The sequence below is a fragment of the Pseudokordiimonas caeni genome, assembly GCF_026719705.1.
GTDB classification, from domain to species: Bacteria; Pseudomonadota; Alphaproteobacteria; order Sphingomonadales; family Kordiimonadaceae; genus Gimibacter; species Gimibacter caeni.
In genome coordinates, this window is the sequence record NZ_JAPPRR010000004.1 from 151,956 (window position 1) to 174,174 (window position 22,219).

A 22,219-nucleotide genomic window follows, 5' to 3' on the forward strand; every position below is an offset into this window, starting at 1 on the left:
TTCAGAACAGGCTGCCCTGCCCGGCCGGTGGTTCCTTGCGCCGGGGCGCCGGGGCCGGTTGTTTCGGCTTCGGGGCAGCGACGGGCTTTGCGCCCGCCTCGCCGCCTTCCACCTGCATGCTAACAGACCCGTCCCGGAAACGCACATCGACACGGTCACCCGCCGCGAGCGATGCTGCCGCCGTCACCGGATGGCCGCCTGCGTCCGTCACCATCGTATAGCCACGATCCAGCACCCGCTCGAACGACAGGCTTTCAAGGATTCGGCCTTGCGCTGCCAGCCGCTCGCCAAGCCGGTCAAGCTTTGTCGCATAGGCCGGGTTGAGCCGTGCCGAAACACTCGTCAGCCGTTCGTTCCGGTAGCGGATCGATTGCTTCAGCGACGACAGGCTGAGCGCCCCGACGAGCCGGTTCAGCCGCGATTCCTGTATGCGCGCCACCGCCATCAGGGCGCGCGGCAGGCGTTCGGAAAGCTCGTCGAAGCGTTGGCTGGCGAGCCCCAGAAGATCGCGCGGCTTGGGCAGTGCGCGGGCCAGATGCGTCAGGCGCTCGCGCCGGTCGGTGATCAGCCGGCCACGCTGGAACGCCAGCCGCTTGCCGAAATCGGCGAGTGTGTAATCCAGATCGGCCTTCACCGGTACCGCCATCTCGGCCGCCCCCGTCGGGGTCGGTGCGCGCAGGTCGGAAGCGTAATCGATCAGCGTTGTATCGGTTTCGTGGCCGACCGCCGAAATCAGCGGAATGGCGCTTTCCGCCGCCGCCCGGACCACGATTTCCTCGTTGAAAGCCCAAAGATCCTCAATGGAGCCACCGCCGCGCGCCACGATCAACAAGTCAGGCCGGGGTACAGCGCCAGTGCCATCAATCGCATTGAAGCCGCGGATGGCCGCGGCCACCTGTGCTGCGGCCCCCTCGCCCTGTACCAGCACAGGCCAGACAATCACATGACGCGGGAAGCGGTCGCTCAGCCGGTGCAGAATATCGCGGATCACCGCACCCGTTGGCGACGTCACCACCCCGATGACCTGCGGCAGATAGGGGATGGGCTTCTTGCGCGACACCTCGAACAGGCCTTCGGCGGCGAGCTTCTTCTTGCGCTCCTCAAGAAGCGCCATCAGGGCGCCTGCCCCCGCAGGCTCCATCTTCTCGACCACCATCTGGTACTTCGAGCGCGCGGGGTATGTTGTCAGCTTGCCGGTGCAAATGACCTCAAGCCCGTCTTCCGGATTGAAGGCGAGCTTGCGGGCCTGCCCCGCCCAGCAGACGCCGTCCATCACCGCATTCTCGTCCTTGAGGCCGAAATAAAGGTGGCCGGAGGCAGCGCGTTTGACACCCGAAAGCTCGCCGCGCACCCGCACATGGCCGTAAATATCCTCGACCGTGCGTTTCAGATTGTTCGAAAGCTCGGAAACGGTGAAGGCATGGGCATTCGTCGCGTTTTCCGCGCCTTGGCCGCCCCAGCCTTCGTCATCGTATCCCATTGCTACCGTTCCCCCTTAAAGGCTTGAGTGATGGTGAACCTATGCTACAAGGGGCCGGCATTTCAAGCCCGGCGCGGCCTGCCGGGCGCTTTAAGTCTGGCGAGGTGGCATATGAATATTCTTCTGATCGGATCGGGCGGCCGGGAACATGCCCTTGCCTGGAAAATCCGCCAGAGCCCGATGGTCGATACGCTTTATGCCGCCCCCGGCAACGGCGGGATCGATGCCGTCGCCACCAAAGCCGATCTGGACGTGACCGACCATGCAGCCGTCATCGCTTTCTGCCGCGAAATGGCCATCGAACTGGTCGTTGTCGGCCCCGAAGCGCCGCTGGTCGCCGGCCTTATCGATGACCTCCGCGCTGCGGGCATCAAAGCCTTCGGCCCCACCAAAGCGGCCGCCCAGCTTGAGGGTTCCAAAGGCTTCACCAAGGATATCTGTGCCCGTTACAATATCCCGACCGCCGCCTACCAGCGCTTCACCGATGCCGCTGCGGCCCGCGCCTATGTGACCGAACAAGGCGCCCCCATCGTGATCAAGGCGGATGGCCTCGCAGCCGGCAAGGGCGTGATCGTCGCCATGACGCTCGCGGAAGCCCTTGAAGCCATCGACGACATGTTCAGCGGCGAGTTCGGCGACGCAGGCGCTGAGGTCGTAGTTGAAGCCTTCCTTGAAGGCGAGGAAGCCAGCTTCTTCGCGCTTTGCGACGGCAAAACTGCCCTCGCGCTCGCCACCGCGCAGGACCACAAACGCGTGGGCGACGGCGACACCGGCCCCAACACTGGCGGCATGGGCGCCTATAGCCCCGCCCCCGTGATGACGCCTGCCCTGTGCGACCGCGTGATGGCGGAAATCATAGAGCCGACCGTGAAAGCGATGGCCGACATGGGCCATCCCTACACCGGTGTGTTCTTCGCCGGGCTGATGATCACCGACAAGGGCCCGGAACTCATTGAATATAACTGCCGCTTCGGCGATCCCGAATGTCAGGTGCTGATGACCCGCATGAAAAGCGACATCGTGCCGCTCCTGCTGGCTGTCGCCACCGGCGATCTTTCGAACGCTGCTGTTGAATGGTCGGATGACCCCGCCCTCACCGTCGTGATGGCCGCCAAGGGATACCCCGGCACCTACCAGAAAGGCAGCGAGATCAAAGGGATCGCGGAAGCCGAAGGCAAAACCGGCGCCCATGTCTTCCATGCCGGCACCAAGGCGGAAGGCGGCCATGTGCTGGCCACCGGCGGCCGCGTGCTGAACGTAACAGCGACCGGCAAAACCGTTTCCGATGCGCAAGCCAAGGCCTATGCCGCTGTCGATATCATCGACTGGCCCGAAGGCTTCTGCCGCCGCGACATTGGCTGGCGGGCAGTAGCGCGGGAACGCGGCGAGGCTTGAGCCACCGATAGCATTTGCGCGCACCGCAAATGCCCGGTAGATCATAAGGTAAGAGGCCGCCAAGCATCAGGCGCAAGCGGCCCGTGACCGAACAGCCGGGGCCTTATGATCGACGCCATCAACATTGGCATTCTTGTCGTATCGCTTCTGATCGTGATCGCCGTGTTCACGAGCCTCTTCAGCTCGCGCTTCGGCGCGCCGCTGTTGCTTGTGTTCCTTGGTGTCGGCCTGCTCGCGGGCGAAGACGGGCTGCTCGGCATCCAGTTCGACAATGCGGCGACGGCCTATTTTATCGGCTCCATCGCGCTCGCGCTGATCCTGTTCGACAGCGGGTTTGAAACAAAGCTCGCGAGCTTCAAGATCGCTGCCACGCCCGCTATCACACTTGCCACTGCGGGGGTCTTGCTGACCACCGGCATCATGGGCGCAGCGGTGCATTATCTGTTTGATCTGCCTTGGCTTCTCGCTCTCCTTTGTGGCGCGATTGTCAGCTCGACGGACGCCGCTGCCGTCTTCTTCCTGTTGCGGCTGGGAGGCATCCATTTGCGCGACAGGATGCAATCCACCATCGAGGTGGAATCCGGCTCGAACGACCCGATGGCCATCTTCCTCACCGTCATGCTGGTGGAGCTGATTGCCGCGCCAGCGGGCGAAGCACACACGGCATGGAGCTTCGTGCAGATCCTGTTCCAGCAGATCGGCTTCGGCATCGCGCTGGGCGTCGGCGGCGGGCTTGTGATTGTCGAGCTTGTCAATCGCGTAAAGCTTGATGCGGCCCTTTATCCCATCGTGCTTCTGGGCTCGGCGCTAGCCCTGTTCGGGCTTGTCGGCACACTTGGCGGCAGTGCCTTCCTTGCCGTTTATGTGGCCGGGCTTTATGCCGGCAATGTGCCGCTTCGGAACGCCGGGTCGCTGCGCCGGTTCCAGCGCGTGACCACATGGCTTGCCCAGATCGGCATGTTCCTGACCCTCGGGCTTCTGGCCACACCGTCCGAATTCGGCGTCGTGCTCATCCCCGCGCTTGTCCTGACAATCATCCTGATTTTTGTGGCGCGCCCTGTGGCCGTCTGGTCCTGCATGTGGTTCTTCGATTTCAGTCGGGCTGACATCACCTTCATGTCGTGGGTAGGCCTGCGCGGGGCGGTATCGATCCTGCTGGCCATCGTGCCGCTGCTCGCTGGCATCGAAGGTGCGCAGATGGTTTTCAACGCCACTTTCATCGTGGTGATGGCGTCGCTTGCCATCCAGGGCTGGAGCATCGGCCCCGTGGCCCGCTGGCTGAAGGTGACGGTGCCGCCGCGCGAAGGCCCTGTGGAGCGGATCGACCTGCCCCTGCCCGTTGAAACCGATCAGGAAATCCTTGTCTACAAGGTTCATCCGCAAAGCAGGGTCGCCAAGGGCGAGACGATCCCGCGTTGGGCCATGCCTTCCCTTATCCTGCGCGACCGGCAGCTCTTGCAATCGCACATGGCGGGCAACATCAAGGCGGGCGATCACCTTTATGTCGTCACCGCACCCGGCCGCGCCGGGCTTCTGGACCAGCTTTTCGCCGGTCCCGCCGCTGATGACCACGACCGTGATCTTTTCGGCGACTTCATCCTGTCGCCCGAAGCGCTGCTTGCCGATGTTGCCCGGCTTTATGGCTTCCCGCTCAAGAAGGGTGACGAGGAAATGACAGTGGCGGGCGCCATCAAGCGCGAGCATCACGGCCTTCTGGAACGCGCCGACAGGGTCGCCTACGGCCCGGTGGACCTGATCGTCCGGCAAGTGGACGAACGCCACCGCATCACCGAAGTCGGCCTGTCGCTCGATGCGGACGACCTTTCCCCTAAACCGATTGTTAAGGACGGCCTGCTAGACCGCTTGAAGGCAAACCTCACGGCCCGGCGCAAACAGCGCGGCAGCGAGGACAAGTAAGGCAAGGCACCACATGGACCTGATGATTGCAGGATGGGAACGGCTGGAAGGCGCGACGCTCGACCTGCTAATGGCGGCCTGTTTCTTCGTGCCGCTCGGGCTCCTTCTCAACCGCCGCACGCTGCGTGCCGGGCTCGCCCCCTTGCGGGAAGAAACTCGGTTCAACCTCACCGTCTTCATCCTCGACATACTGTTTGTGACCCCCTTGATCGCGGTGCTGCTGTACCGGATGCGCCTGGCAATGCCGGAAGGCATGGTGCCGGGCCTTGCTCCCGAAACCTATACGCTGATCGGCATTCCGCTGACCGCTTTCCTTGCGATCTTCATCGGCGACATGACCAGCTATTTCCGGCACCGCCTGGAGCACAGCAGGCTACTCTGGCCCGCGCATGTCATGCATCACAGCGACCGCGCCATGACCTTCCTCGCGATCTTCCGTTTTCATCCGGTGAACCGCCTGACCACCGCCCTGATCGACGGTTTTGTACTGGCTGCCCTCGGCTTTCCGGCATGGGCCGTTGTCGCGAACAGCCTTGTCCGGCACTATTATGGCATGTTCATCCATGCCGACCTGCCCTGGACCTACGGCCCGCTCGGGCGCTTCTTCGTCTCGCCCGCAATGCACCGCTGGCATCATGTGCGTGAAGGCGAAGGTGTCGGCAGCAATTTCGCGACTGTCTTCTCGATCTTCGACCAGCTTTTCGGCACCTATTATGTGCCGGGCCCCTGCCGCGATCCCCTCGGCGTGACAGAAGCTGCTGGCAAGGGTGTGTCCGGGCAATTGGCCCATCCCTTCAAGACATGGGGCCGTGCGCTGGCCGTGCGTCGCCCGAAAGAGGTCTGACTGTCGGCCTACTGCTGTTCGTGCTTGGATTTCTTGGGCTTCACCTTGTCGCCCGGGAAAACGACGCTGACCGAGGTGCCGACACGCGGCACGCTGTCGATCCCGACCGTAGCCCCCATCTTGTCCGCAAAGGCGATCACCAGTGGCAGGCCGAGGCCAGAGCCTTCATGATTGCGGGCAAGGCCGCTGTCCACTTGTCCGAAGGGCCGCTTGGCAACCCTGATTTCGTCCGCCGTCATGCCAACGCCGGTATCTTCCACGATAAGGGCGGCGCCCCGGCCGAGCGTGCGTTCGAATTTCAGGGTCACAGTGCCGCCGGGCTCGGTGAATTTGACGGCGTTTGACAGAAGATTGAGGCATATCTGGCGGAACAGCCTTTCGTCCGCCTCGACATAGAGGCTCTTGTCAATGTCGCGCACCAGCGTGACACCACCGTTTTCGGCGCGCTGTTCCATCAGGTGCGTCACAAGATCGAAGCTCTCGACCGGATCGATCCAGGTAAGCGACGCCTCGAGCCGGCCAGCCTCCACCTTCGACAAGTCGAGGATATCGTTGATGATGGACAGAAGGTGGGTGCCGCTGTTGTGAATATCGCGGGCATATTCGGCATAACGCGCCATGCCGATCGGCCCCAGCATCTGTTCGGCGAGGATTTCCGAGAAACCAAGGATGGCATTGAGCGGCGTCCTCAGTTCGTGGCTCATGTTGGCCAGAAATTCGGACTTGGCGCGGTTGGCGATCTCTGCCGTGTCGCGGCTGCGGGCCAGTTCCTGTGCCTGTACAATATCTTCGGTCACATCCCGGCCGATCAGCAGCAACACCGGCTCGGGCGCGGTTTCAATCTTCTGCGCGAACAGGCGGAAGTGGCGGATCACATTGCCGCGCGCCAGCACCGTGGCCGGCACATCGGTCATCGAAGCCGTCATCTTCAGCTCTTCCGAGAAGCGGCTGTTGAACATGGGGTCGGCCCACATGCAGATTTCCTCGGCCGTCTTGCCGATCACATCATCGCGCCTGCGGCCAAGGACATTCAGAAAGCTGGGATTCACGTCCAGAAACCGGCCGTCCTTGAGGCTCGACAGGGACATGGCGTCGGGCATCAGGCGAAAGACATTGCGGAACAGGGCTTCCGAGCGCGCCCGTCCTTCACGCTCCTGCACTGTTTCGGTCACATCCGTGATGCTGCAGACGACGGCCTTGCGGCCACCCCAGTGCGTAGCGCGCGGACCGCAGGAAAGCCAGCGCAGGCGGTTGTCGCCATCAATCACCCTGATTTCATGGAAGCCGCCATCGCTGTCGCGCCCGTCCGGCGACAGGATGGTATGCAGGCCATCAGCGTCTTCGGGGTGGACCCAGCGGCGCAGATCCACATCGGCCGGTTTCCGCGCACCAGCCTGAAGCCCCAGAATTTCGTAAAGGCGCCCGTTGGCAAAAAGCACCGCATCTTCCGACACGACCAGAATGCCTTCAGCAAGTGAATCGAGAAGGACGGCGAGACCGTCTCTGAATTCCAACTCGATCGACACGATACTCCCCCGGAAAGGGTTGGCGCGGGGGCGGTTTCGAAAATTGCAACCACCCATCGCAACATCATAGAAAGACTTGCAGTTCAAGGGAAGCACGAACATGGCGACGGCAGTATCTGCCTATACATCGATCCGATATAGCGCCGACCCGAGATTTGGTCGTGACATGTATATAGATTTGATATATACCTGCTGACATAAACAACAGGGCCCAAAAAGGGTCCGCAACAGCGAAAGCGAGGACACAGTGAGGAAGATTCTCAAAGTCGCGGCACCTATCGCGGTGCTGCTGGCTGGTGTGGCAGCATTTCAGGTTCTGGATGCCACCAAGCCGCAACCCGAAAAGAACGAAGACAAGCCCCGCCCCACGTCGCTTTATGTCGATGAGGTGCGCTCTGAGACCGTGACCGTCGGCGTGAAAACGCAAGGCGAAGTCAGCGCCAAAACGCAGATCGACCTGATCCCGCAAGTATCGGGCCGCATCGTGAAGGTTGCGGATGCCTTCGCGGCGGGTGGCACCTTCGGCCCCGGCGACGTTCTCGTCCAGATCGATCCTGCAGACTATGAGCTTGCCGTGACCCGCGCCCGCGCCCGCATCGCCGAGGCACGCGTGAAGCTGGATCAGGAACTGGCAGATGCTGAAATCAAGGAAAAACAGTGGAAAGACTGGGTGAAGGATGGTGAACCCACGCCGCTCGCGCTGAACAAGCCGCAGGTGGCGGAAGCCGAAGCCAAGCTCCGCGCTGCTGAGGCCGACCTTGCCGAAGCCCAGCTAGCCCTCAGCCGCACCCGCATCACCGTACCCTTCAGCGGTCGCGTGATTGCCCGCAATATCGGCGTCGGCCAGGTGGTCAACGCCGGCACGTCCATCGGCCGTGTGTTCGCCACCGATGTCGTGGAGATCAAGCTGCCGCTGACCGACAGCCAGATCGCCGAGCTTGGCCTGCCCATCGGCTTCAACGCCAGCGCCAACAATCCGGCGCCTGTCGTCACCCTGTCGGCAACGCTTGGCGGTCGTCAGCATATCTGGGAAGGTTCGCTTGTCCGCACGCTCGCCGATGTCGACAAGGACACCCGCCTCATCTACGCCGTCGCCGAAGTTCAGGACCCTTATGGCAAGAGCGCCGATATGGGCATGCCGCTGGCGGTTGGCCTGTTTGTGAACGCTGAAATCGCCGGCACCCATTCGCGCTCGGCACTTGTGATGCCCCGCGTGGCACTTCGCGGTGAAGACAAGGTCTATGTCATCAACAAGGACGACAAGCTTGAAATCCGCCCGGTGGAGATCGTTTCCACGTCCGTGGACACGCTGCTTGTATCCGAAGGTGTCGCACCCGGTGAACGCGTTGTCGTGTCGCCCGTGCATTCGGCCTTCGATGGCATGCATGTTGTGCCCATCATTCGCACCGTCGAAAACGAGTCGGCTGCAGAATCCACTACTGTCGCATCGCGCTGATAGGGGGAAAGCATCATGAATGGATTGATTGAATGGTGGGCCCGTAACCCGGTAGCCGCCAATCTCCTGATGATCGGCCTCGTTATCGCCGGCATCCTTGGCTACAGCCGCATGGAACGGGAACTGGATCCTACGGTCCTGTTCTCCGGGCTCGAGATCGAGGTTTCCTGGCCGGGCGCTGCGCCGCAGGAAGTTGAAGAACAGATCGTCATGCGTATCGAGGAAGCGATCAGCGACCTCGACAATATCGAATGGGTCCAGTCCACGGCCAGCGAAGGCTTCGGCGGCATCTATATCCTTGCCGACAGCAAGGTGGATTTCACCCAGTTCATGAATGACGTGAAGCTGCGGCTTGATTCCATCGCCACCTTCCCGCGTGACATGGATCAGGTGCAGGTTCGCCAGTGGGTGAACCGCAATGAATTCATCCGCGTGGCCCTGCATGGCAACGTGGGCGAACGCGAACTGAAACGCACCGCCGAGAAGCTTCGCCGCGAAATGGCGGGCTTGCCCGGCCTGTCGCTCGTCGAGCTCTTTGGCACCCGCCGCGAGGAAGTGTCGATCGAGGTGAGCGAGGAAGCGCTGCGCCGCTATAACCTGAGCTTTGCCGAAGTGGCCGATGCCGTGCGCGGCAACTCGATCAACCTGTCGCTCGGCTCGGTACGCACCGAGGCCGGCTCCAACACGCTCCGCACCCGCAACATGGCGGATACCGAGCATGACTTCGACAAGATCGTCATCCGCCAGACCGCAGACGGCGGTATCATCCGCGTGGGCGATGTTGCCAAGGTGGTTGACGGCTTCGAAGAAGAGGAAATCCTCGCCACCCTCAACGGCGAACCTGCGGTCCTCCTGCAGGTGATGACCACTGAAACGATGGATGTGGTGAAGGCGTCCGAATCCGTCAACAAATGGATCAAGGACCGTTCCGACAGCCTGCCCACTGGCATGCGGATGACGCTGTGGACCGACGCGGCCGAAGATTTCAACGGCCGCATGACCACCATCGTCAATTCTGCCCTGCAGGGTTTGGCGCTCGTGATGATCGTACTTCTTCTCACCCTGCGGCCCATTGTGGCCTTCTGGGTGACGGTCGGCATCGCCACCGCCTATGCAGGGGCCTTCGTGCTGCTGCCGGCGGTCGGTATCTCGCTCAACATGCTGTCCACCTTCGCCTTCCTTCTGGTGATCGGTATCGTCGTCGACGATGCGATTGTGGTGGGCGAAAGCATCCATACCGAATCGCACCGCACCGGTGGCGGGATCACCGCTGCTGTTCTTGGCACCCAGCTGGTTGCCAAGCCGGTGATCTGTGCGGTTCTCACTACCATCATCGCCTTCCTGCCGTGGATCTTCCTTTCGGGCGGCACCAGCGAGTTCACCCGCCACATCACGTGGGTGGTGATTCTGGCGCTGACCTTCTCGCTTGTTGAGGCGCTGTTCATCCTGCCGGCACACCTGTCGAAACTGAAGCCACGCGAGCATGCGGCAGGCTTCAGCCTGATGCAGAAACGCGTGTCGGATGGCATTATCGCGAGCGCGCACACCTTCTATCGCCCCCTCGGCGACTGGGCCGTGCGCAACCGTTATGTCACCTTCGCCGGCTTCGTTGTCGTGGTTATGATCGGCTTCGGCCTTCTCGCCACGGGCTGGGTGAAAACCAGCTTCATGCCCGATATCGAGGCCGAGGAAGTGGTCGTGAATGTGGACCTGCCGGACGGCACGCCCTACAGCCGCGCCCTTGAAATCCTCGCCAGGCTGCAAGCGGCCGAGCAGGCCCTTGTGGACGAAGTCGAAAAGGCTTCGGGCGGCGAAAAGGAAATCGTGGAGAACTGGTACACCCGGTCCCGCCGCGACAATGTGATCGCCATCGTGAAGCTGGCACCGCCTGAAAAGCGCGACATGTCGGCCAAACAGGCTGCCGAACGCCTGCAGGAACTGATCGGTGAAATTCCGGACGCAGAAGCCGTGTCGGTTCAGTTCACGCTTGGCAACAACGACCCGGACTTTGAAATCTCGGTCAGCCACCCGGATCTTCAAATCCTGCGGGATGCGACGGCCGATCTCGTGACCTACCTGCGTCGTTACTCGGCCCTTGTGAACCTGCGCGACAACCTCCGGGACTCGAGCGAGGAAATCCGCATCCACCTGAAGCCCGGCACTGAAAAGCTCGGCCTCACGCTTGCCGATGTCTCGCGCCAGGTGCGTCAGGCTTACTATGGCGAGGAAGTCCAGCGCCTGCCACGTGACGGCCAGGACGTTCGGGTGATGGTCCGCTATCCGCTGACCAGCCGCCGCAACATGGAAAGCCTGAAGGATTTCCGCGTGCGGACCACCGATGGCCGCGAACTGCCGCTCTTGGCCGTTGCCGACCTCGAGTTCGCGCCGGGCATCAGCCAGATCAACCGCCGGGACCGCCGCCGTGCGTCCCGCATCAGCGCCGACCTGACCGAGGATATCCGCGGCCAGATCATGGAAGATCTCGAGAAGAACTTCTATCCTGACTGGGAAAAGCGCTATCCGGGGATCAAGACCGGTGCGGTGGGCCAGGCTGAGGGTGAAGCGCGCTTCATGGAAGAGGTGATGAGCCTCTACACCATGGCCCTCTTCGGCATGTATATGCTGCTGGCCGTGGTGTTCCGCAGCTACTTCCAGCCGGTGGTGATCATGATCGCCATTCCCTTCGCCATCGTCGGCGCCATCGTCGGCCACATGGCAACGGGAACGACCATGGCGATCTTCAGCTACTTCGGGATAGCGGCCGCCGCCGGCGTGGTGGTGAACGACAACCTCGTGCTCCTGGACTATTTCAACAAGCTCGTTGAACGCGGCATGAAACCGGCACAGGCCATCGTGGAAGCGGCAGTTTCCCGCTTCCGTCCGATCCTGCTGACGACGCTGACCACCATCATCGGCCTTGCGCCCATGATGCTGGAGGAATCGATCCAGGCGGCCTTCCTGAAGCCGGTCGTGATCGCCCTCGTGTTCGGGGTGGCCATCGCCTTCTTTGTCACGCTCTTCTGCGTGCCGTCGCTCCTCATCATCGGGGAGGATGTGAAGGCAGGCTTCCGCTGGATCGGCCGCAAGCTGAAGGCCCTGTTCTTCATGTTGATCGGCCGCAAGCCGGCGCCTGAGGCGCAGGATCCGGTTCAGGCCGAATAAGCCGAACTCAGACGAAACAGGAAACCGCCGCGCCCACCCGGACGCGGCGGTTTTTCATTGTGCCCGCCCCATGCTAGGCTGGCGCCGCAGCGATCAAGGGGGAGACCGGATATGAAACCCGCACCGAAAGATTGGCCACGCCTGTCATCGTCCGTCTTTTATGAGGACGCACCAGCCATGATCGACTGGCTGATGAAGGCCTTCGATTTCAAATTGAAGATCAAGGTGGAGGGCGACAAGCCGGGGGTGATCATCCACGCTGAACTGACCTACGGCGAGGCCATCATCATGGTCTGCAGCCACAGCAAGCTGACAGGCAACCGGTTCGGCGTGCCGTTTGTCTCGCCCAAGGAGGCCGGCGGCAATACCCAGACGATCATGCTGCATGTGCCCGATGTAGACGCACACCATGCGCACGCCAAGGCAGCTGGCGCCGAGATCGTGATGGAGCCCACCGTCAGCGATTACGGCCCCGAATACTGGTGCGACAAGGGCTACGGCGCCAAGGACCCCGAAGGTCATCTCTGGTGGTTTGCCGAGCGGCTCAGAAACCCGCCCGGCGCCTGAACCCTAGAAGCCGGCTGCGAGCGAGCCCGGACGGCGCGGGTCAGCGGCCCCCTCAAGCACGCCATCCGGACGGCGCAGGATCGATTGCGTGGAGCCGAGCACGCGGTCCCAGCTTTCGGTTTCATCGAGCACACCCTTCACCTGATGCCCCATCTGGCCGAGAATACGGGCCGTATCGATGGAATGGCCGGGCTCCATCAGCAGGCGGTCGGGATACCATTGATGATGGATGCGCGGCATGGCGGTCGCCTCCATCATGTTCATGTCAAATTCCATGACATTCAGCATGGTTTCCAGCGTCACGGTGATGATGGTGGAACCGCCGGGGCTGCCGGTCGCCATGTAGGGCTCACCGTTCCTGAACACCAGCGTCGGCGTCATCGAGGAAAGCGGCCGTTTGCCGGGCTCGATGGCGTTCGCCTCGCCGCCCAGAAGCCCGAAAGCATTCGGCACGCCGGGCTTTGCCGAAAAATCGTCCATCTCGTTATTCAGAAGGAAACCGGCGCCGTCGACCGAGCGGCCGTTGCCGTAGCTGAAGTTCAGCGTATAGGTGTTCGAAACCATGTTGCCCCAACGGTCGGCGGTCGAATAATGCGTCGTCTGCGGGCTTTCGTAGGGCAGCTTCTCGGCCGGCAAAATTTCGGTCGACGGCGTGGCATGGTCGGGATCGATCTTTGCACGGATCGCGGCGGCATAGGCCTTGTCGGTCAGCGCCTCGACCGGCACATCGAAGAAATCGGGGTCCCCCAGATATTTCGAACGGTCCGCATAGGCATATTTGAAGGCTTCGGTCAGGCGATGGATATAGGCCGCACTGCCATGGCCCATCGATTTCAGATCATAACCTTCAAGGATATTGAGGATCTGGATCACATGCACCCCGCCCGAGGATGGCGGCGGCATGGAAACGACCTCATAACCCTTGTAGGTGCCGCGCACCGGGGTGCGTTCCACGGCCTTGTAATTCTTCAGGTCCGCATGGGTGATGATGCCGCCGCTCGCTTCCATCGTGGCAACAAGCTTGTCGGCAACCGCACCTTCATAGAAGCCGGCGGCACCCTTCTCGGCGATTGTTTTCAGCGTCTTTGCCAGATCCTTCTGGCGCAGGATTTCGCCCGCACGGTAGGGGCTGCCATCTGCCTTGAAGAAATAACGAGCGGTCGCCGGGTCGGCGGTCAGGCGCTTCTGGTAGCGCGCCAGCGAATCCGCCAGCGCATAGCTCACCGGGAAGCCGTCCTCCGCCAGCCGGATAGCCGGCGCCATCACCTTCTTCAGCGGCATGGTGCCATATTTTGCCAGTGCCTCGGTCATGCCCATCACAGTGCCGGGCACGCCGGACGCCTTGTTGCTGAACCAGGTAAGCTGTGTGTCCACGTCGCCCGCCGCATTCAGGAACATGTCGCGATGCGCGCGGGCCGGTGCCATTTCGCGGTAGTCGATGGCGATCACCCGGTTTTCCTTTTTCAGGTAAACCATCATGAAGCCACCGCCCCCGATATTACCCGCCTGCGGGTGTGTCACCGCGAGCGCAAACCCGGTGGCGACTGCTGCATCGACCGCGTTGCCTCCTGCCTTCAGGATTTCAAGCCCCGCTTCGCTGGCATGTCCTTCCTGCGACACCACCATGCCACGCTCGGCCAGAACCGGATGGAAGCGGCTTGTATAATCGATGATCGGCGTATCGCCGTCTGCCGCGATGGCAGCAACCGACCAGAAAGGCAGGAGAAGCAGGACAAAAAGGACGCGCATCAAAGACATGGATTTCCCCCGGGGAACTGATTTCGTCATGGGCAAGATGCCGCATGATAACGGTCAAGGCCGGTTCGTCCAGTCCCTAGCGGCAATGTGTGCAGGCTCAGGCGGGAATAAGCTGTACGGATGGCATCGATGCGTAAGCGGGATCGATGCCCTGCCCCAGATCCACCAGCGTGCGGTCGCGCACGTCCCCGATCCGGGCGACCGGGTTGGTCAGCGCGGTGCTGTAGGGAATATCAAAATGCAGAAGGATCATCAGTTCGTTGGGCTTCCCTTCCTTGTGCGAGAAGGGAAGATGAAGGAAATGGCTATCATAGGTCTCGGTGTCGGTCACCCATTCGCGGGTGCCGGTCAGGCCCATCGGCCAGCTGAGCATGCTGTCATAGAGATCTTTCAGAACGCCGATATCTTCCTCGAGATGGCTGCCATTCTTGAAGAAGTTGCGATAGGTGATTTCTTCGCCGAGACGCTCGACAATTTCGGTACCGGCAAGACGCACGACAAACTCGCCCGCCTCGTCGCGTTCGACGATGATCATACGGGGCAGCAGATGGCGCACACGAACGGGACGGAAGTCGGCGCGACTCGGCACCGGCTTGTCGCCTCGCAGTTCCTGCCAATAGGCGATGAATTCCCTGAAATGGCTCAGCACTGCCACGAACGCTCACCCTATTCGACCCTGCTTTCGAGTATCTGTGAGGGAGCGTTAATAGAGTGTAAATTTCCTAAAATTGTAACTATCTGTCCGAGACCTACGACCAGTTATAGTCGGCCGCCTCGAATTCTTTCATTCTGAGATGGTATTGGAGGCTGAATCCGGGCCAGATCGTCGTATTCTTGCCATTCGCGTTCAGATACCAGCTGTTGCAACCGGTCATCCAGATAGTGCGCTTCATCATTTCCTGAATTTCGCGGTTATAGTCTGCCTGACGCGTGTCGGTGACCTCGATACGCCCGGCGCGCCGCGCCTTCGCTTCGGCGAGACAATCGAGGATATAGCCGATCTGCGCTTCCAGAATGAAGACGATCGAATTGTTGCCAAGCCCTGTGTTCGGACCAGCCAGCAGGAACAGGTTCGGGAAGCCCGCAACCGTGACGCCCTTGTAGGCTTCCGCCCCGCCCTTTTCGGCCCACACATCCTTGATATCGCGCCCGCCGACACCAGCGAAAAGCCCCTTGTGGAAGGGTTCGGCGGCCTCGAAACCGGTGCCGAAGATGATCACATCGGCGGGCCTCAGCACGCCGTCCTTGCCGATGATCCCTTCTGCCGTGATCCGGTCGATCCCTTCGGTGACAAGCGAGACATTATCCCGCGCCAAGGCCGGGTAATAGTCGTTGGCAATCAGGATGCGCTTGCACCCCGGCAGATAGTCCGGCGTCAACTTGGCGCGAAGCTCGGGGTTCGCAATATGCTCGGCGATATGCTCCTCACCCATGCGGCGGGCACGTTCCATGAAGCTCGGCCTGCGCACAAAGCCGATGCCGCGCATCTCGTAGGTCCAATATTGCCAGTAACGCCAAAGGCGCTGGGTGAAGGGCAGCGTGCGGAACATCCACTTTTCAAAAGCGGTGATTTCCCGGTCTGGCTTCGGCATCACCCACGGCGGCGTGCGCTGATAGAGGTCAACCTGCCCCGCGCCCGGCGCAATCTGGGGCACAAACTGAATGGCGCTCGCGCCCGTGCCGATCACAGCAATCCGCTTGCCCGTCAGGTCCACATCATGGCGCCACTGGGCGGAGTGGAAGGCCGGCCCTTTGAATTCCTTGAGCCCCGGCAGGTCGGGCACCACGGGTTCATGCAGCGGCCCGAGGCCAGCAACCACATACCGCGCCTTGACGGTTTCGCCATTTCCGAAAGTGAGGTGCCACAGGCTTGTCGCCTCGTCGAAACGGGCGGCCGTCAGTTCGTGTCCGAACCGGATACGCTCCATCACGCCAAACCGGCGCGCCACGTCCTCGATATAGTCGCGAATCTCCCGCCAGCCCGAAAACATGCGGGACCAATCGGGATTGGGCGCGAAGGAAAAGGAATAGAGGTGCGAAGGTACGTCGCAGGCACATCCCGGATAGGTGTTTTCCCGCCAGGTGCCACCCACTTTGTCGGCCTTTTCGAAAACCGCGATATCGCGGTATCCGGCTTCCAGAAGGCGCACGGCCATACCGATGCCGCCAAAGCCCGTGCCGACAACGGCAACCTCTATGCTATCCAGCGCTTCACTTCCCATCCGATCCCCCACGTTCGCCATCCGAACTGCTGAAACTTCCGCTTCCCCCGCGTTGGCCACAGCCTATAGTCACGCCTAATGGATGGGAGTGAAAAAATGAAACGAATTCTGATTTCCGCATTGCTTATGGCTGCGGCCTCACCAATGGCCCTCGCCACTGACCGCACCGCGAACGAACAGGCAGTGGTGGATCTTTATAAGGAGGTGGTGGGCTTCCGTTCGGTCGAAGGCCGGGGCGGCATGCGTCCGCTCGCCAAAATGCTGGCTGATCGTTTTGTCAAAGGCGGCTTTCCGGCAGATGACGTCCACTATCTGGAAATGCCGAACGATACCGCCGCCCTTGTTGTCCGCTATGAGGGCAGCGACTCCACCCAGAAGCCCGTCGTGCTGATGGCGCACATGGATGTGGTCGAGGCCCTGCCCGAAGACTGGCAGCGCGACCCCTACACCCTCATTGAGGAAGACGGCTATTTCTATGGCCGCGGCACGATGGACAACAAGGAAGGCGTCACCGTCCTCACCCACAATTTCCTGCGCCTGAAAGCTGAGGGCTATACGCCCGACCGCACGCTGATCATCGCTTTCTCCGGCGACGAGGAAACTCATATGGCGACAACCGAGGCGCTTTACACGAAGCATCTGGATCTCACCAACGCCGAGTTCGCCCTCAACACCGATGGCGGCGGCGGCACGATGGATGCCGATGGCAACCCGCTCGGCGCAGGTGTCCAGACCGGCGAGAAAACCTACATGAGCTTCACGCTCACCGCCCGCAATCCGGGCGGCCACAGCTCGCAGCCGCGCGATGACAATGCGATCTACGATCTGGCGGCCGCGATCATGAAACTGAAGGCTTACCGCTTCCCGCTGAAGCATAACGACACGACCGTCGCCTTCATGAAGGAAATGGCCACCCGCGAGGGCGGCGAACTGGGCAAGGCACTTGCCGCCTTCGCCAGTGACCCGACGGACAAGAAAGCTGCCGACGTGATCTGGAAATACCCGTCCTATGTCGGCATCACCCGTACCACCTGTATCCCGACGCTCCTCAAAGGCGGCCACGCCGAAAACGCGCTGCCGCAGTCAGCGGTCGGCACCGTCAACTGCCGGGTCTTCCCCGGTGAAACGGTCGCCGAGGTGAAAGGCAGGATCGAGAAGGCCATTGATAATGGTGCGATTGAGGTCACCGTGCTCGACAAGCCGGCGCCGAGCCCGGTGTCGCCGCTGCGCGACGATGTGATGGGCATGATCACGGCATCGCTGCACACCCAGTATCCGGGGGTGAAGATCACGCCTTACATGGCTCCTTATGCGACGGACGGCAAATGGTCGCGCCTTGCAGGTATCCCGACCTATGGCGTGTCGGGCCTCTTCCTCGGGCCTGATGATGACCGCTCCCACGGGCTCGATGAGCGCGTGCCTGTCGGTTCCTTCTTCAAGTCGAACGCTTACTGGTACGATCTTCTGAAGCGCGTCGGCGGTTGAAGCTCAGCCGTTCCACTTGAACTCGGGTTGGCGCTTTTCGAGGAAGGCGCCAATCCCCTCGGCGGCATCGGCGCTATCGTGCGCATCGAGGAACATGGCGGCGGTGACCGCATCATCATCCACCTGCCCGTCGGCGATCAGCCGCAGCGTCTTCTTGATACCCCGCACCGATGATGCCGCATTGGCAGCAACCCGGCCGGCGAAGGCGAGCACTGCGCCTTCCAGTTCTTCATTGTCATGCACACTATCGACAAGGCCGATGGCAAGCGCCGTGCGCGCATCGATCACCTCTGCGGTCATCAGCATGCGGCGTGCCGCAGAGAAGCCGACAAGATTGACAAGTTCCCGAGTGTCATTCAGCGGATAGACAAGCCCAAGCTTCGCAGGCGGAATACCGAAGCGCGCAGCCGTACCGGCAAATCGGAAATCGCAGTGGATGGCAAGCCCGCAGCCACCGCCCATCGCTGCACCGCGTACCATGGCGATGGTCGGCTTGTCCGTGCGAGCAAGGCTTCGTTGTGCGTTTCGGATCGCCTTTCGGTTGGCCTCCCGCCGCTCGGGATGCTCCGCAATATCCCTCAGTTCCGCGAGATCGGCGCCCGAGGCAAAAGCCATATCACAGGTACTCGCCACCACAATCACGCGAACGGCGGGATCGGCGTCAAGCGCCGCAGCGGCCTTCGGCACCGCCTCCCACATGGCCTGCGTCATGGCGTTCCGCTTGTCCGGCCGGTTGATCATCAGCCAGCCAATCGGGCCATCCGTGCGGATATGTATAAGGGAAGCGGGATCGTTCAGGTTCGTCATACTATCACCTAGAAAAGGCTCGCCTGGCGCTCGTGTTCGGGCGGGTCAAGGCATTCGGGGCTGTCGAAGCGTACATTGCCGACGCGGGTGGAAACCGGCCGGACATCGAACGCCCGTTCTCCCACAAAGGGGAAGTCTTCCAGAAAGCGGCGCGGCAGGGGATCATGGGTCGTGAGCCACGCCTCATGGTCGGCGTGCGCCACCACCATCGGGCGGCGATGGTGGATGGTTGACAAAGGGCCGGTCGCCGGGGCCGTCAGGATCGCCATCGTCTCCAGCCAGTGTTCACCCTGCGGGCCATGCCAGGTGGACCAGACACCGGCAAACGCCATCAGGCTGCCGTCCGCAGGTGCGATCAGATAGGGCTGTTTGCGCCCGCCTTCGATTTTCCATTCATACCAGCCGTTCATCGGCACAAGGCAGCGCTTGCGCTTGATGGAGGCACGGAAATAAGGCTTGGCTGCAACCGTTTCGATCCGGGCATTGATCACCGGCTCCTTCGCTGGCTCCTTGATCCATTCGGGCACGAAGCCCCATTCGACCGCCACAAGCTCCGGGATGCCCTTTTCGTCATGCCGCACCACCAGCACTGGCTGCTTCGGCGCGATATTGTAGCGCGCGGGGATATTGGCCGTTGCCTCCACGGCAAAAACGGCGCGAATGGCATCCAGCGGCGAAGTCAGAATGAAACGGCCGCACATCAGCCTTGCCTCCTTGTCAATCGCGAACCAGTATAGGGCCCGACCTGAGACGAGGGGAAGACAAGCTTTGACAGACGCACGGGAAAATCCCGAACGGCCGGTGGTTGCGGTGGGTGTTGTGGCCTTCCGCGGCAGCGAGGTTTTGCTGATCCGGCGGGGCAAACCGCCGAAGGAAGGCGACTGGAGCATTCCGGGCGGCCGCCAGCAGCTGGGCGAAGGCACTCGCATGACCGCCGCACGTGAAGTGCAGGAAGAAACCGGCCTTGCCGTAAAGGTCGGCGAGCTGATCGATGTCGTCGATTTCATCGAACCCGGCGAAGGCGGCAAGCCGCGCTTCCATTATACCCTTGTCGATTATATGGCCGAAGTGTCCGCGGGAGAGCCGCAAGCAGGAGACGATGCTGTGGAAGCAGCTTTCCTGCCGCTTGAAGAAGCCTTCCGGCGGCTCAAATGGGCCGAAACGCGGCGCGTGATCGCGCTCGCGGCCCGGCGACGGGGGCTTGCCCTACCCGCCGGTTTCGAGAATGAGGCAGCCTGATGGAACCGACCCGCCCCAGCAGCCGCAATGCCATCGGCACGCTCGTGCTGATCTTCGGCCTGATGCTGTATGCCTTCGGCGCCGCCGCCATCGGCGACCTGATGAACGACTGGCATGTCCTGATCCAGTTCATCTACTATGCCATCGCAGGGATCGCGTGGATCTTCCCGGTCCGCCGACTGTTCATCTGGATGGCACAATCCAAAAACCAATCCAATGGGGGACAAATCGAATGAGAAAACTGACAGCCTTGGCGCTCGCCGCCAGCGTATTCACAGCACCTTGCATGGCCGCCGATGCCACGCCGGATGGCGCCGTCAATTATGATCATATCGCCAAGATGTCGCGCGCGATCTGGGACTATGCCGAGGTCGGCTACAAGGAGGCCAAAAGCAGCAAGCTTCTGCAGGACGCGCTGAAAAAGGCCGGTTTCAAGGTCGAAGCGGGCGTTGCCGATATCCCGACCGCTTTTGAGGCCACTTACGGCTCGGGCGGGCCGGTGATCGCCATCCTCGCCGAATTCGATGCCCTGCCCGGCATCAGTCAGGATGCGAGCCCCGAGCGCCACATTCTGGAAGAAAAGAAAGCGGGCCATGCCTGCGGCCACAACCTCTTTGGAGCGGGTTCGGTAGAAGCTGCGATTTCAGTTGCCAAATGGCTGAAGGCAACGGGCACGCCCGGCACCATCCGCCTTTATGGCACCCCGGCTGAAGAAGGTGGCTCGGGCAAAGTCTATATGGTCCGCGCGGGCCTTTTCAATGACGTCGATTTCGTACTGCACTGGCACGCCGGCGACCGCAACATGACCTCGGCAAGTTCGAACCTCGCCAACAAGTCGGCCAAGTTCCGCTTCCACGGCCTTTCAGCGCACGCTGCAGCGGCACCCGAAAAAGGTCGTTCCGCACTTGATGGCATCGAGGCCATGAACATGATGGTCAATATGATGCGCGAACATGTGCCCGAGGAAAGCCGCATCCATTATGTGATCACTCGTGGCGGCTCGGCCCCGAACGTGGTCCCGGACTTTGCGGAGGTCTATTATTATGTCCGCAACCCGGATGCCGAGGTGGTGAAAGACATTTTCGACCGCGTTGTCGCGGCTGCAAATGGCGCTGCCATGGGCACCGGCACCACGGTCGACTATGAAATCGTTGGCGGCACCCATGCCCTTCTGATCAACGAGACGCTGGCCCAGGTGGCTGACGAGAAGATGCGTGAAGTCGGCGGCGTGACCTACGACGCCGAGGAACAGGCCTTCGCCAAAACCCTGTATGCGACGCTGAAAGGCGCCGATATCAGCCTCGATAGCGCCCGCGAAGTCCTGCCCTATGGCACCACGCGGTCGAGCGGATCGACGGACGTTGGCGACGTTTCGATGACCGTACCGACCGTTGGCATCCGCACCGCAACCTGGGTTCCGGGTACGCCCGCCCACTCGTGGCAGGCCATTGCCGCAAGCGGCATGTCGATCGGCTACAAGGGTGCCACCGTTGCCGCCAAGACGCTCGCCAAAGTCGCGGCAGAGCTTTATACGAACCCCGAGCTTCGCGAAAAAGCCAAGGCCGAGTTTGAAAAACAGCGCGGCGAAGACTTCAAATATGAAGCCCTTCTCGGGGACCGCCCGCCGGCCCTGAACTACCGCGACTGACGCTTATAGCCATTGCACGCGCCCGCTATAGCGCGTACAGGAGGGGGAAATTCGAACACGCATGTGCCCGCGCGCATCGCATACGGAGTTTCCCCCATGGCACTTCTTGAACTTGCCTTCTACCCGAACCCGGTCCTGAAAAAGCCTGCCACCACCATCCCTGTGGTGGATGACGCTGTGAAGGCGCTTGCCGCCGACATGCTGGAGACCATGTATGACGCCCGCGGCCTCGGCCTTGCCGGCCCCATGGTTGGCCGCTCGGAGCGCATCTTCGTGATCGACCTGCAGGACGACGGTGTGAAAGCACCCAAAACCTACATCAACCCGGAGATCGTCTGGGCCTCGGACGAGCTTCAGGAAGTGGTGGAAGCCTCGCTTTCCTATCCCGGCATCGAAGCCCCAATCGCGCGCCCCAAGGCCATCAAGGTCGCCTATACGAACCTCGATGGCGAAATGGTTGTGGAAGAAGCTGATGGCTTCCTCGCGACCGTGATCCAGCATGAGATGGATTATCTGGAGGGCAAGTCCTACCTTGACCTCCTGAAGCCTGTGAAGCGCAACCTCCTGATCACCCGCATGCAGAAATATATGAAGCGCCTGGCGCGCGGCTCCCATGTGCATGGCCCCGGCTGCGGGCATGACCATGATCACGACCATGACCACGATCATGGCCATGTGCACGGGCCGAACTGCAATCACTGAGATCAAGACAC

The 22,219-nt window shown here is 61.5% G+C and carries 18 protein-coding genes; 11 read left to right on the forward strand and 7 right to left on the reverse strand.

Annotated elements, in window-relative coordinates; genetic code table 11:
- Position 1: 1 nt before the first annotated feature.
- On the reverse strand, positions 2-1,480 hold the full coding sequence (gene xseA, locus OU694_RS15605; protein ID WP_308911945.1) for an exodeoxyribonuclease VII large subunit: 1,479 nt from the start codon (positions 1,478-1,480) through the stop codon (positions 2-4).
- A 111-nt stretch (positions 1,481-1,591) separates the two neighbouring features.
- On the opposite strand from xseA, the gene purD reads away from it, so the two are divergent.
- From purD to OU694_RS15620, 3 genes are all read left to right on the forward strand, one after another.
- Positions 1,592-2,875: a phosphoribosylamine--glycine ligase gene (gene purD / locus OU694_RS15610; RefSeq protein WP_308911946.1), complete on the forward strand. Its 1,284-nt coding sequence runs from the start codon at positions 1,592-1,594 to the stop codon at positions 2,873-2,875.
- A gap of 105 nt (positions 2,876-2,980) precedes the next feature.
- Positions 2,981-4,792 carry a potassium/proton antiporter gene (locus OU694_RS15615; protein WP_308911947.1) on the forward strand — a complete coding sequence of 604 codons (1,812 nt, stop codon included), beginning with the start codon at positions 2,981-2,983 and terminating at the stop codon, positions 4,790-4,792.
- 13 nt (positions 4,793-4,805) lie between these two features.
- Positions 4,806-5,636 carry a sterol desaturase family protein gene (locus tag OU694_RS15620; protein ID WP_308911948.1) on the forward strand — a complete coding sequence of 277 codons (831 nt, stop codon included), beginning with the start codon at positions 4,806-4,808 and terminating at the stop codon, positions 5,634-5,636.
- Positions 5,637-5,644: 8 nt separating this feature from the next.
- Here OU694_RS15620 and OU694_RS15625 read toward each other — a convergent pair whose 3' ends face one another.
- A complete protein-coding gene (locus OU694_RS15625) occupies positions 5,645-7,162 on the reverse strand; it encodes a PAS domain-containing sensor histidine kinase (RefSeq protein WP_308911949.1) in 1,518 nt (505 codons plus the stop codon).
- A gap of 247 nt (positions 7,163-7,409) precedes the next feature.
- Here OU694_RS15625 and OU694_RS15630 point away from each other — a divergent pair, with 247 nt between their 5' ends.
- The 3 genes from OU694_RS15630 to OU694_RS15640 all read left to right on the forward strand — a co-directional run bounded on the left by OU694_RS15630 (position 7,410) and on the right by OU694_RS15640 (position 12,347).
- Positions 7,410-8,618, forward strand: coding sequence for an efflux RND transporter periplasmic adaptor subunit (locus OU694_RS15630; protein ID WP_308911950.1), 1,209 nt, complete (start codon positions 7,410-7,412; stop codon positions 8,616-8,618).
- A 15-nt stretch (positions 8,619-8,633) separates the two neighbouring features.
- The gene (locus OU694_RS15635; protein ID WP_308911951.1) at positions 8,634-11,780 is read left to right on the forward strand and encodes an efflux RND transporter permease subunit; all 3,147 of its coding nucleotides are present in this window, start codon (positions 8,634-8,636) and stop codon (positions 11,778-11,780) included.
- Between the two features lie 111 nt (positions 11,781-11,891).
- The gene (locus OU694_RS15640) at positions 11,892-12,347 is read left to right on the forward strand and encodes a VOC family protein (protein WP_308911952.1); all 456 of its coding nucleotides are present in this window, start codon (positions 11,892-11,894) and stop codon (positions 12,345-12,347) included.
- Positions 12,348-12,350: 3 nt separating this feature from the next.
- Here the strand turns inward: OU694_RS15640 and ggt are convergent, their stop codons facing one another.
- The 3 genes from ggt to OU694_RS15655 form a co-directional block, all read right to left on the reverse strand.
- Positions 12,351-14,096, reverse strand: a complete 1,746-nt coding sequence (gene ggt / locus OU694_RS15645) for a gamma-glutamyltransferase (RefSeq protein WP_373460458.1) — start codon at positions 14,094-14,096, stop codon at positions 12,351-12,353.
- A gap of 106 nt (positions 14,097-14,202) precedes the next feature.
- Complete coding sequence (locus OU694_RS15650; protein WP_308911954.1) at positions 14,203-14,760, reverse strand: PAS domain-containing protein; 558 nt, start codon at positions 14,758-14,760, stop codon at positions 14,203-14,205.
- A gap of 94 nt (positions 14,761-14,854) precedes the next feature.
- A complete protein-coding gene (locus OU694_RS15655) occupies positions 14,855-16,327 on the reverse strand; it encodes a flavin-containing monooxygenase (RefSeq protein ID WP_308911955.1) in 1,473 nt (490 codons plus the stop codon).
- Between the two features lie 96 nt (positions 16,328-16,423).
- Here OU694_RS15655 and OU694_RS15660 point away from each other — a divergent pair, with 96 nt between their 5' ends.
- The gene (locus OU694_RS15660) at positions 16,424-17,812 is read left to right on the forward strand and encodes a M20/M25/M40 family metallo-hydrolase (protein ID WP_308911956.1); all 1,389 of its coding nucleotides are present in this window, start codon (positions 16,424-16,426) and stop codon (positions 17,810-17,812) included.
- Positions 17,813-17,815: 3 nt separating this feature from the next.
- On the opposite strand, the gene OU694_RS15665 is transcribed toward OU694_RS15660, so the two are convergent.
- Together OU694_RS15665 and OU694_RS15670 are read right to left on the reverse strand one after the other, a co-directional pair.
- Positions 17,816-18,619, reverse strand: coding sequence for an enoyl-CoA hydratase/isomerase family protein (locus OU694_RS15665; protein ID WP_308911957.1), 804 nt, complete (start codon positions 18,617-18,619; stop codon positions 17,816-17,818).
- 8 nt (positions 18,620-18,627) lie between these two features.
- Positions 18,628-19,320, reverse strand: a complete 693-nt coding sequence (locus OU694_RS15670; RefSeq protein ID WP_308911958.1) for an SOS response-associated peptidase — start codon at positions 19,318-19,320, stop codon at positions 18,628-18,630.
- Between the two features lie 67 nt (positions 19,321-19,387).
- On the opposite strand from OU694_RS15670, the gene OU694_RS15675 reads away from it, so the two are divergent.
- The 4 genes from OU694_RS15675 (at position 19,388) to def (ending at position 22,208) form a co-directional block, all read left to right on the forward strand.
- Positions 19,388-19,858 (forward strand): NUDIX hydrolase, encoded by a 471-nt coding sequence (locus tag OU694_RS15675; RefSeq protein ID WP_308911959.1) that lies wholly within the window; start codon positions 19,388-19,390, stop codon positions 19,856-19,858.
- Entirely contained in the window at positions 19,858-20,094 is a 237-nt protein-coding gene (locus OU694_RS15680; protein WP_308911960.1) for a DUF2842 domain-containing protein, read from the forward strand. The genes OU694_RS15675 and OU694_RS15680 overlap by 1 nt, the downstream gene beginning before the upstream one ends.
- Positions 20,091-21,506, forward strand: coding sequence for an amidohydrolase (locus OU694_RS15685; RefSeq protein WP_308911961.1), 1,416 nt, complete (start codon positions 20,091-20,093; stop codon positions 21,504-21,506). Before OU694_RS15680 ends, OU694_RS15685 begins: the two co-directional genes overlap by 4 nt.
- A 96-nt stretch (positions 21,507-21,602) precedes the next feature.
- Positions 21,603-22,208, forward strand: coding sequence for a peptide deformylase (gene def, locus OU694_RS15690; protein WP_308911962.1), 606 nt, complete (start codon positions 21,603-21,605; stop codon positions 22,206-22,208).
- Positions 22,209-22,219 lie beyond the last annotated feature (11 nt).

Bases quoted from the DNA above. Each gene is read 5' to 3' on its own strand.
- xseA (WP_308911945.1), bottom strand. From the start codon at position 1,480: ATGGGATACGATGACGAAGGCTGGGGCGGCCAAGGCGCGGAAAACGCG.
- purD (WP_308911946.1), top strand. From the start codon at position 1,592: ATGAATATTCTTCTGATCGGATCGGGCGGCCGGGAACATGCCCTTGCC.
- OU694_RS15615 (WP_308911947.1), top strand. From the start codon at position 2,981: ATGATCGACGCCATCAACATTGGCATTCTTGTCGTATCGCTTCTGATC.
- OU694_RS15620 (WP_308911948.1), top strand. From the start codon at position 4,806: ATGGACCTGATGATTGCAGGATGGGAACGGCTGGAAGGCGCGACGCTC.
- OU694_RS15635 (WP_308911951.1), top strand. From the start codon at position 8,634: ATGAATGGATTGATTGAATGGTGGGCCCGTAACCCGGTAGCCGCCAAT.
- OU694_RS15640 (WP_308911952.1), top strand. From the start codon at position 11,892: ATGAAACCCGCACCGAAAGATTGGCCACGCCTGTCATCGTCCGTCTTT.
- ggt (WP_373460458.1), bottom strand. From the start codon at position 14,096: ATGCGCGTCCTTTTTGTCCTGCTTCTCCTGCCTTTCTGGTCGGTTGCT.
- OU694_RS15655 (WP_308911955.1), bottom strand. From the start codon at position 16,327: ATGGGAAGTGAAGCGCTGGATAGCATAGAGGTTGCCGTTGTCGGCACG.
- OU694_RS15660 (WP_308911956.1), top strand. From the start codon at position 16,424: ATGAAACGAATTCTGATTTCCGCATTGCTTATGGCTGCGGCCTCACCA.
- OU694_RS15665 (WP_308911957.1), bottom strand. From the start codon at position 18,619: ATGACGAACCTGAACGATCCCGCTTCCCTTATACATATCCGCACGGAT.
- OU694_RS15670 (WP_308911958.1), bottom strand. From the start codon at position 19,320: ATGTGCGGCCGTTTCATTCTGACTTCGCCGCTGGATGCCATTCGCGCC.
- OU694_RS15680 (WP_308911960.1), top strand. From the start codon at position 19,858: ATGGAACCGACCCGCCCCAGCAGCCGCAATGCCATCGGCACGCTCGTG.
- OU694_RS15685 (WP_308911961.1), top strand. From the start codon at position 20,091: ATGAGAAAACTGACAGCCTTGGCGCTCGCCGCCAGCGTATTCACAGCA.
- def (WP_308911962.1), top strand. From the start codon at position 21,603: ATGGCACTTCTTGAACTTGCCTTCTACCCGAACCCGGTCCTGAAAAAG.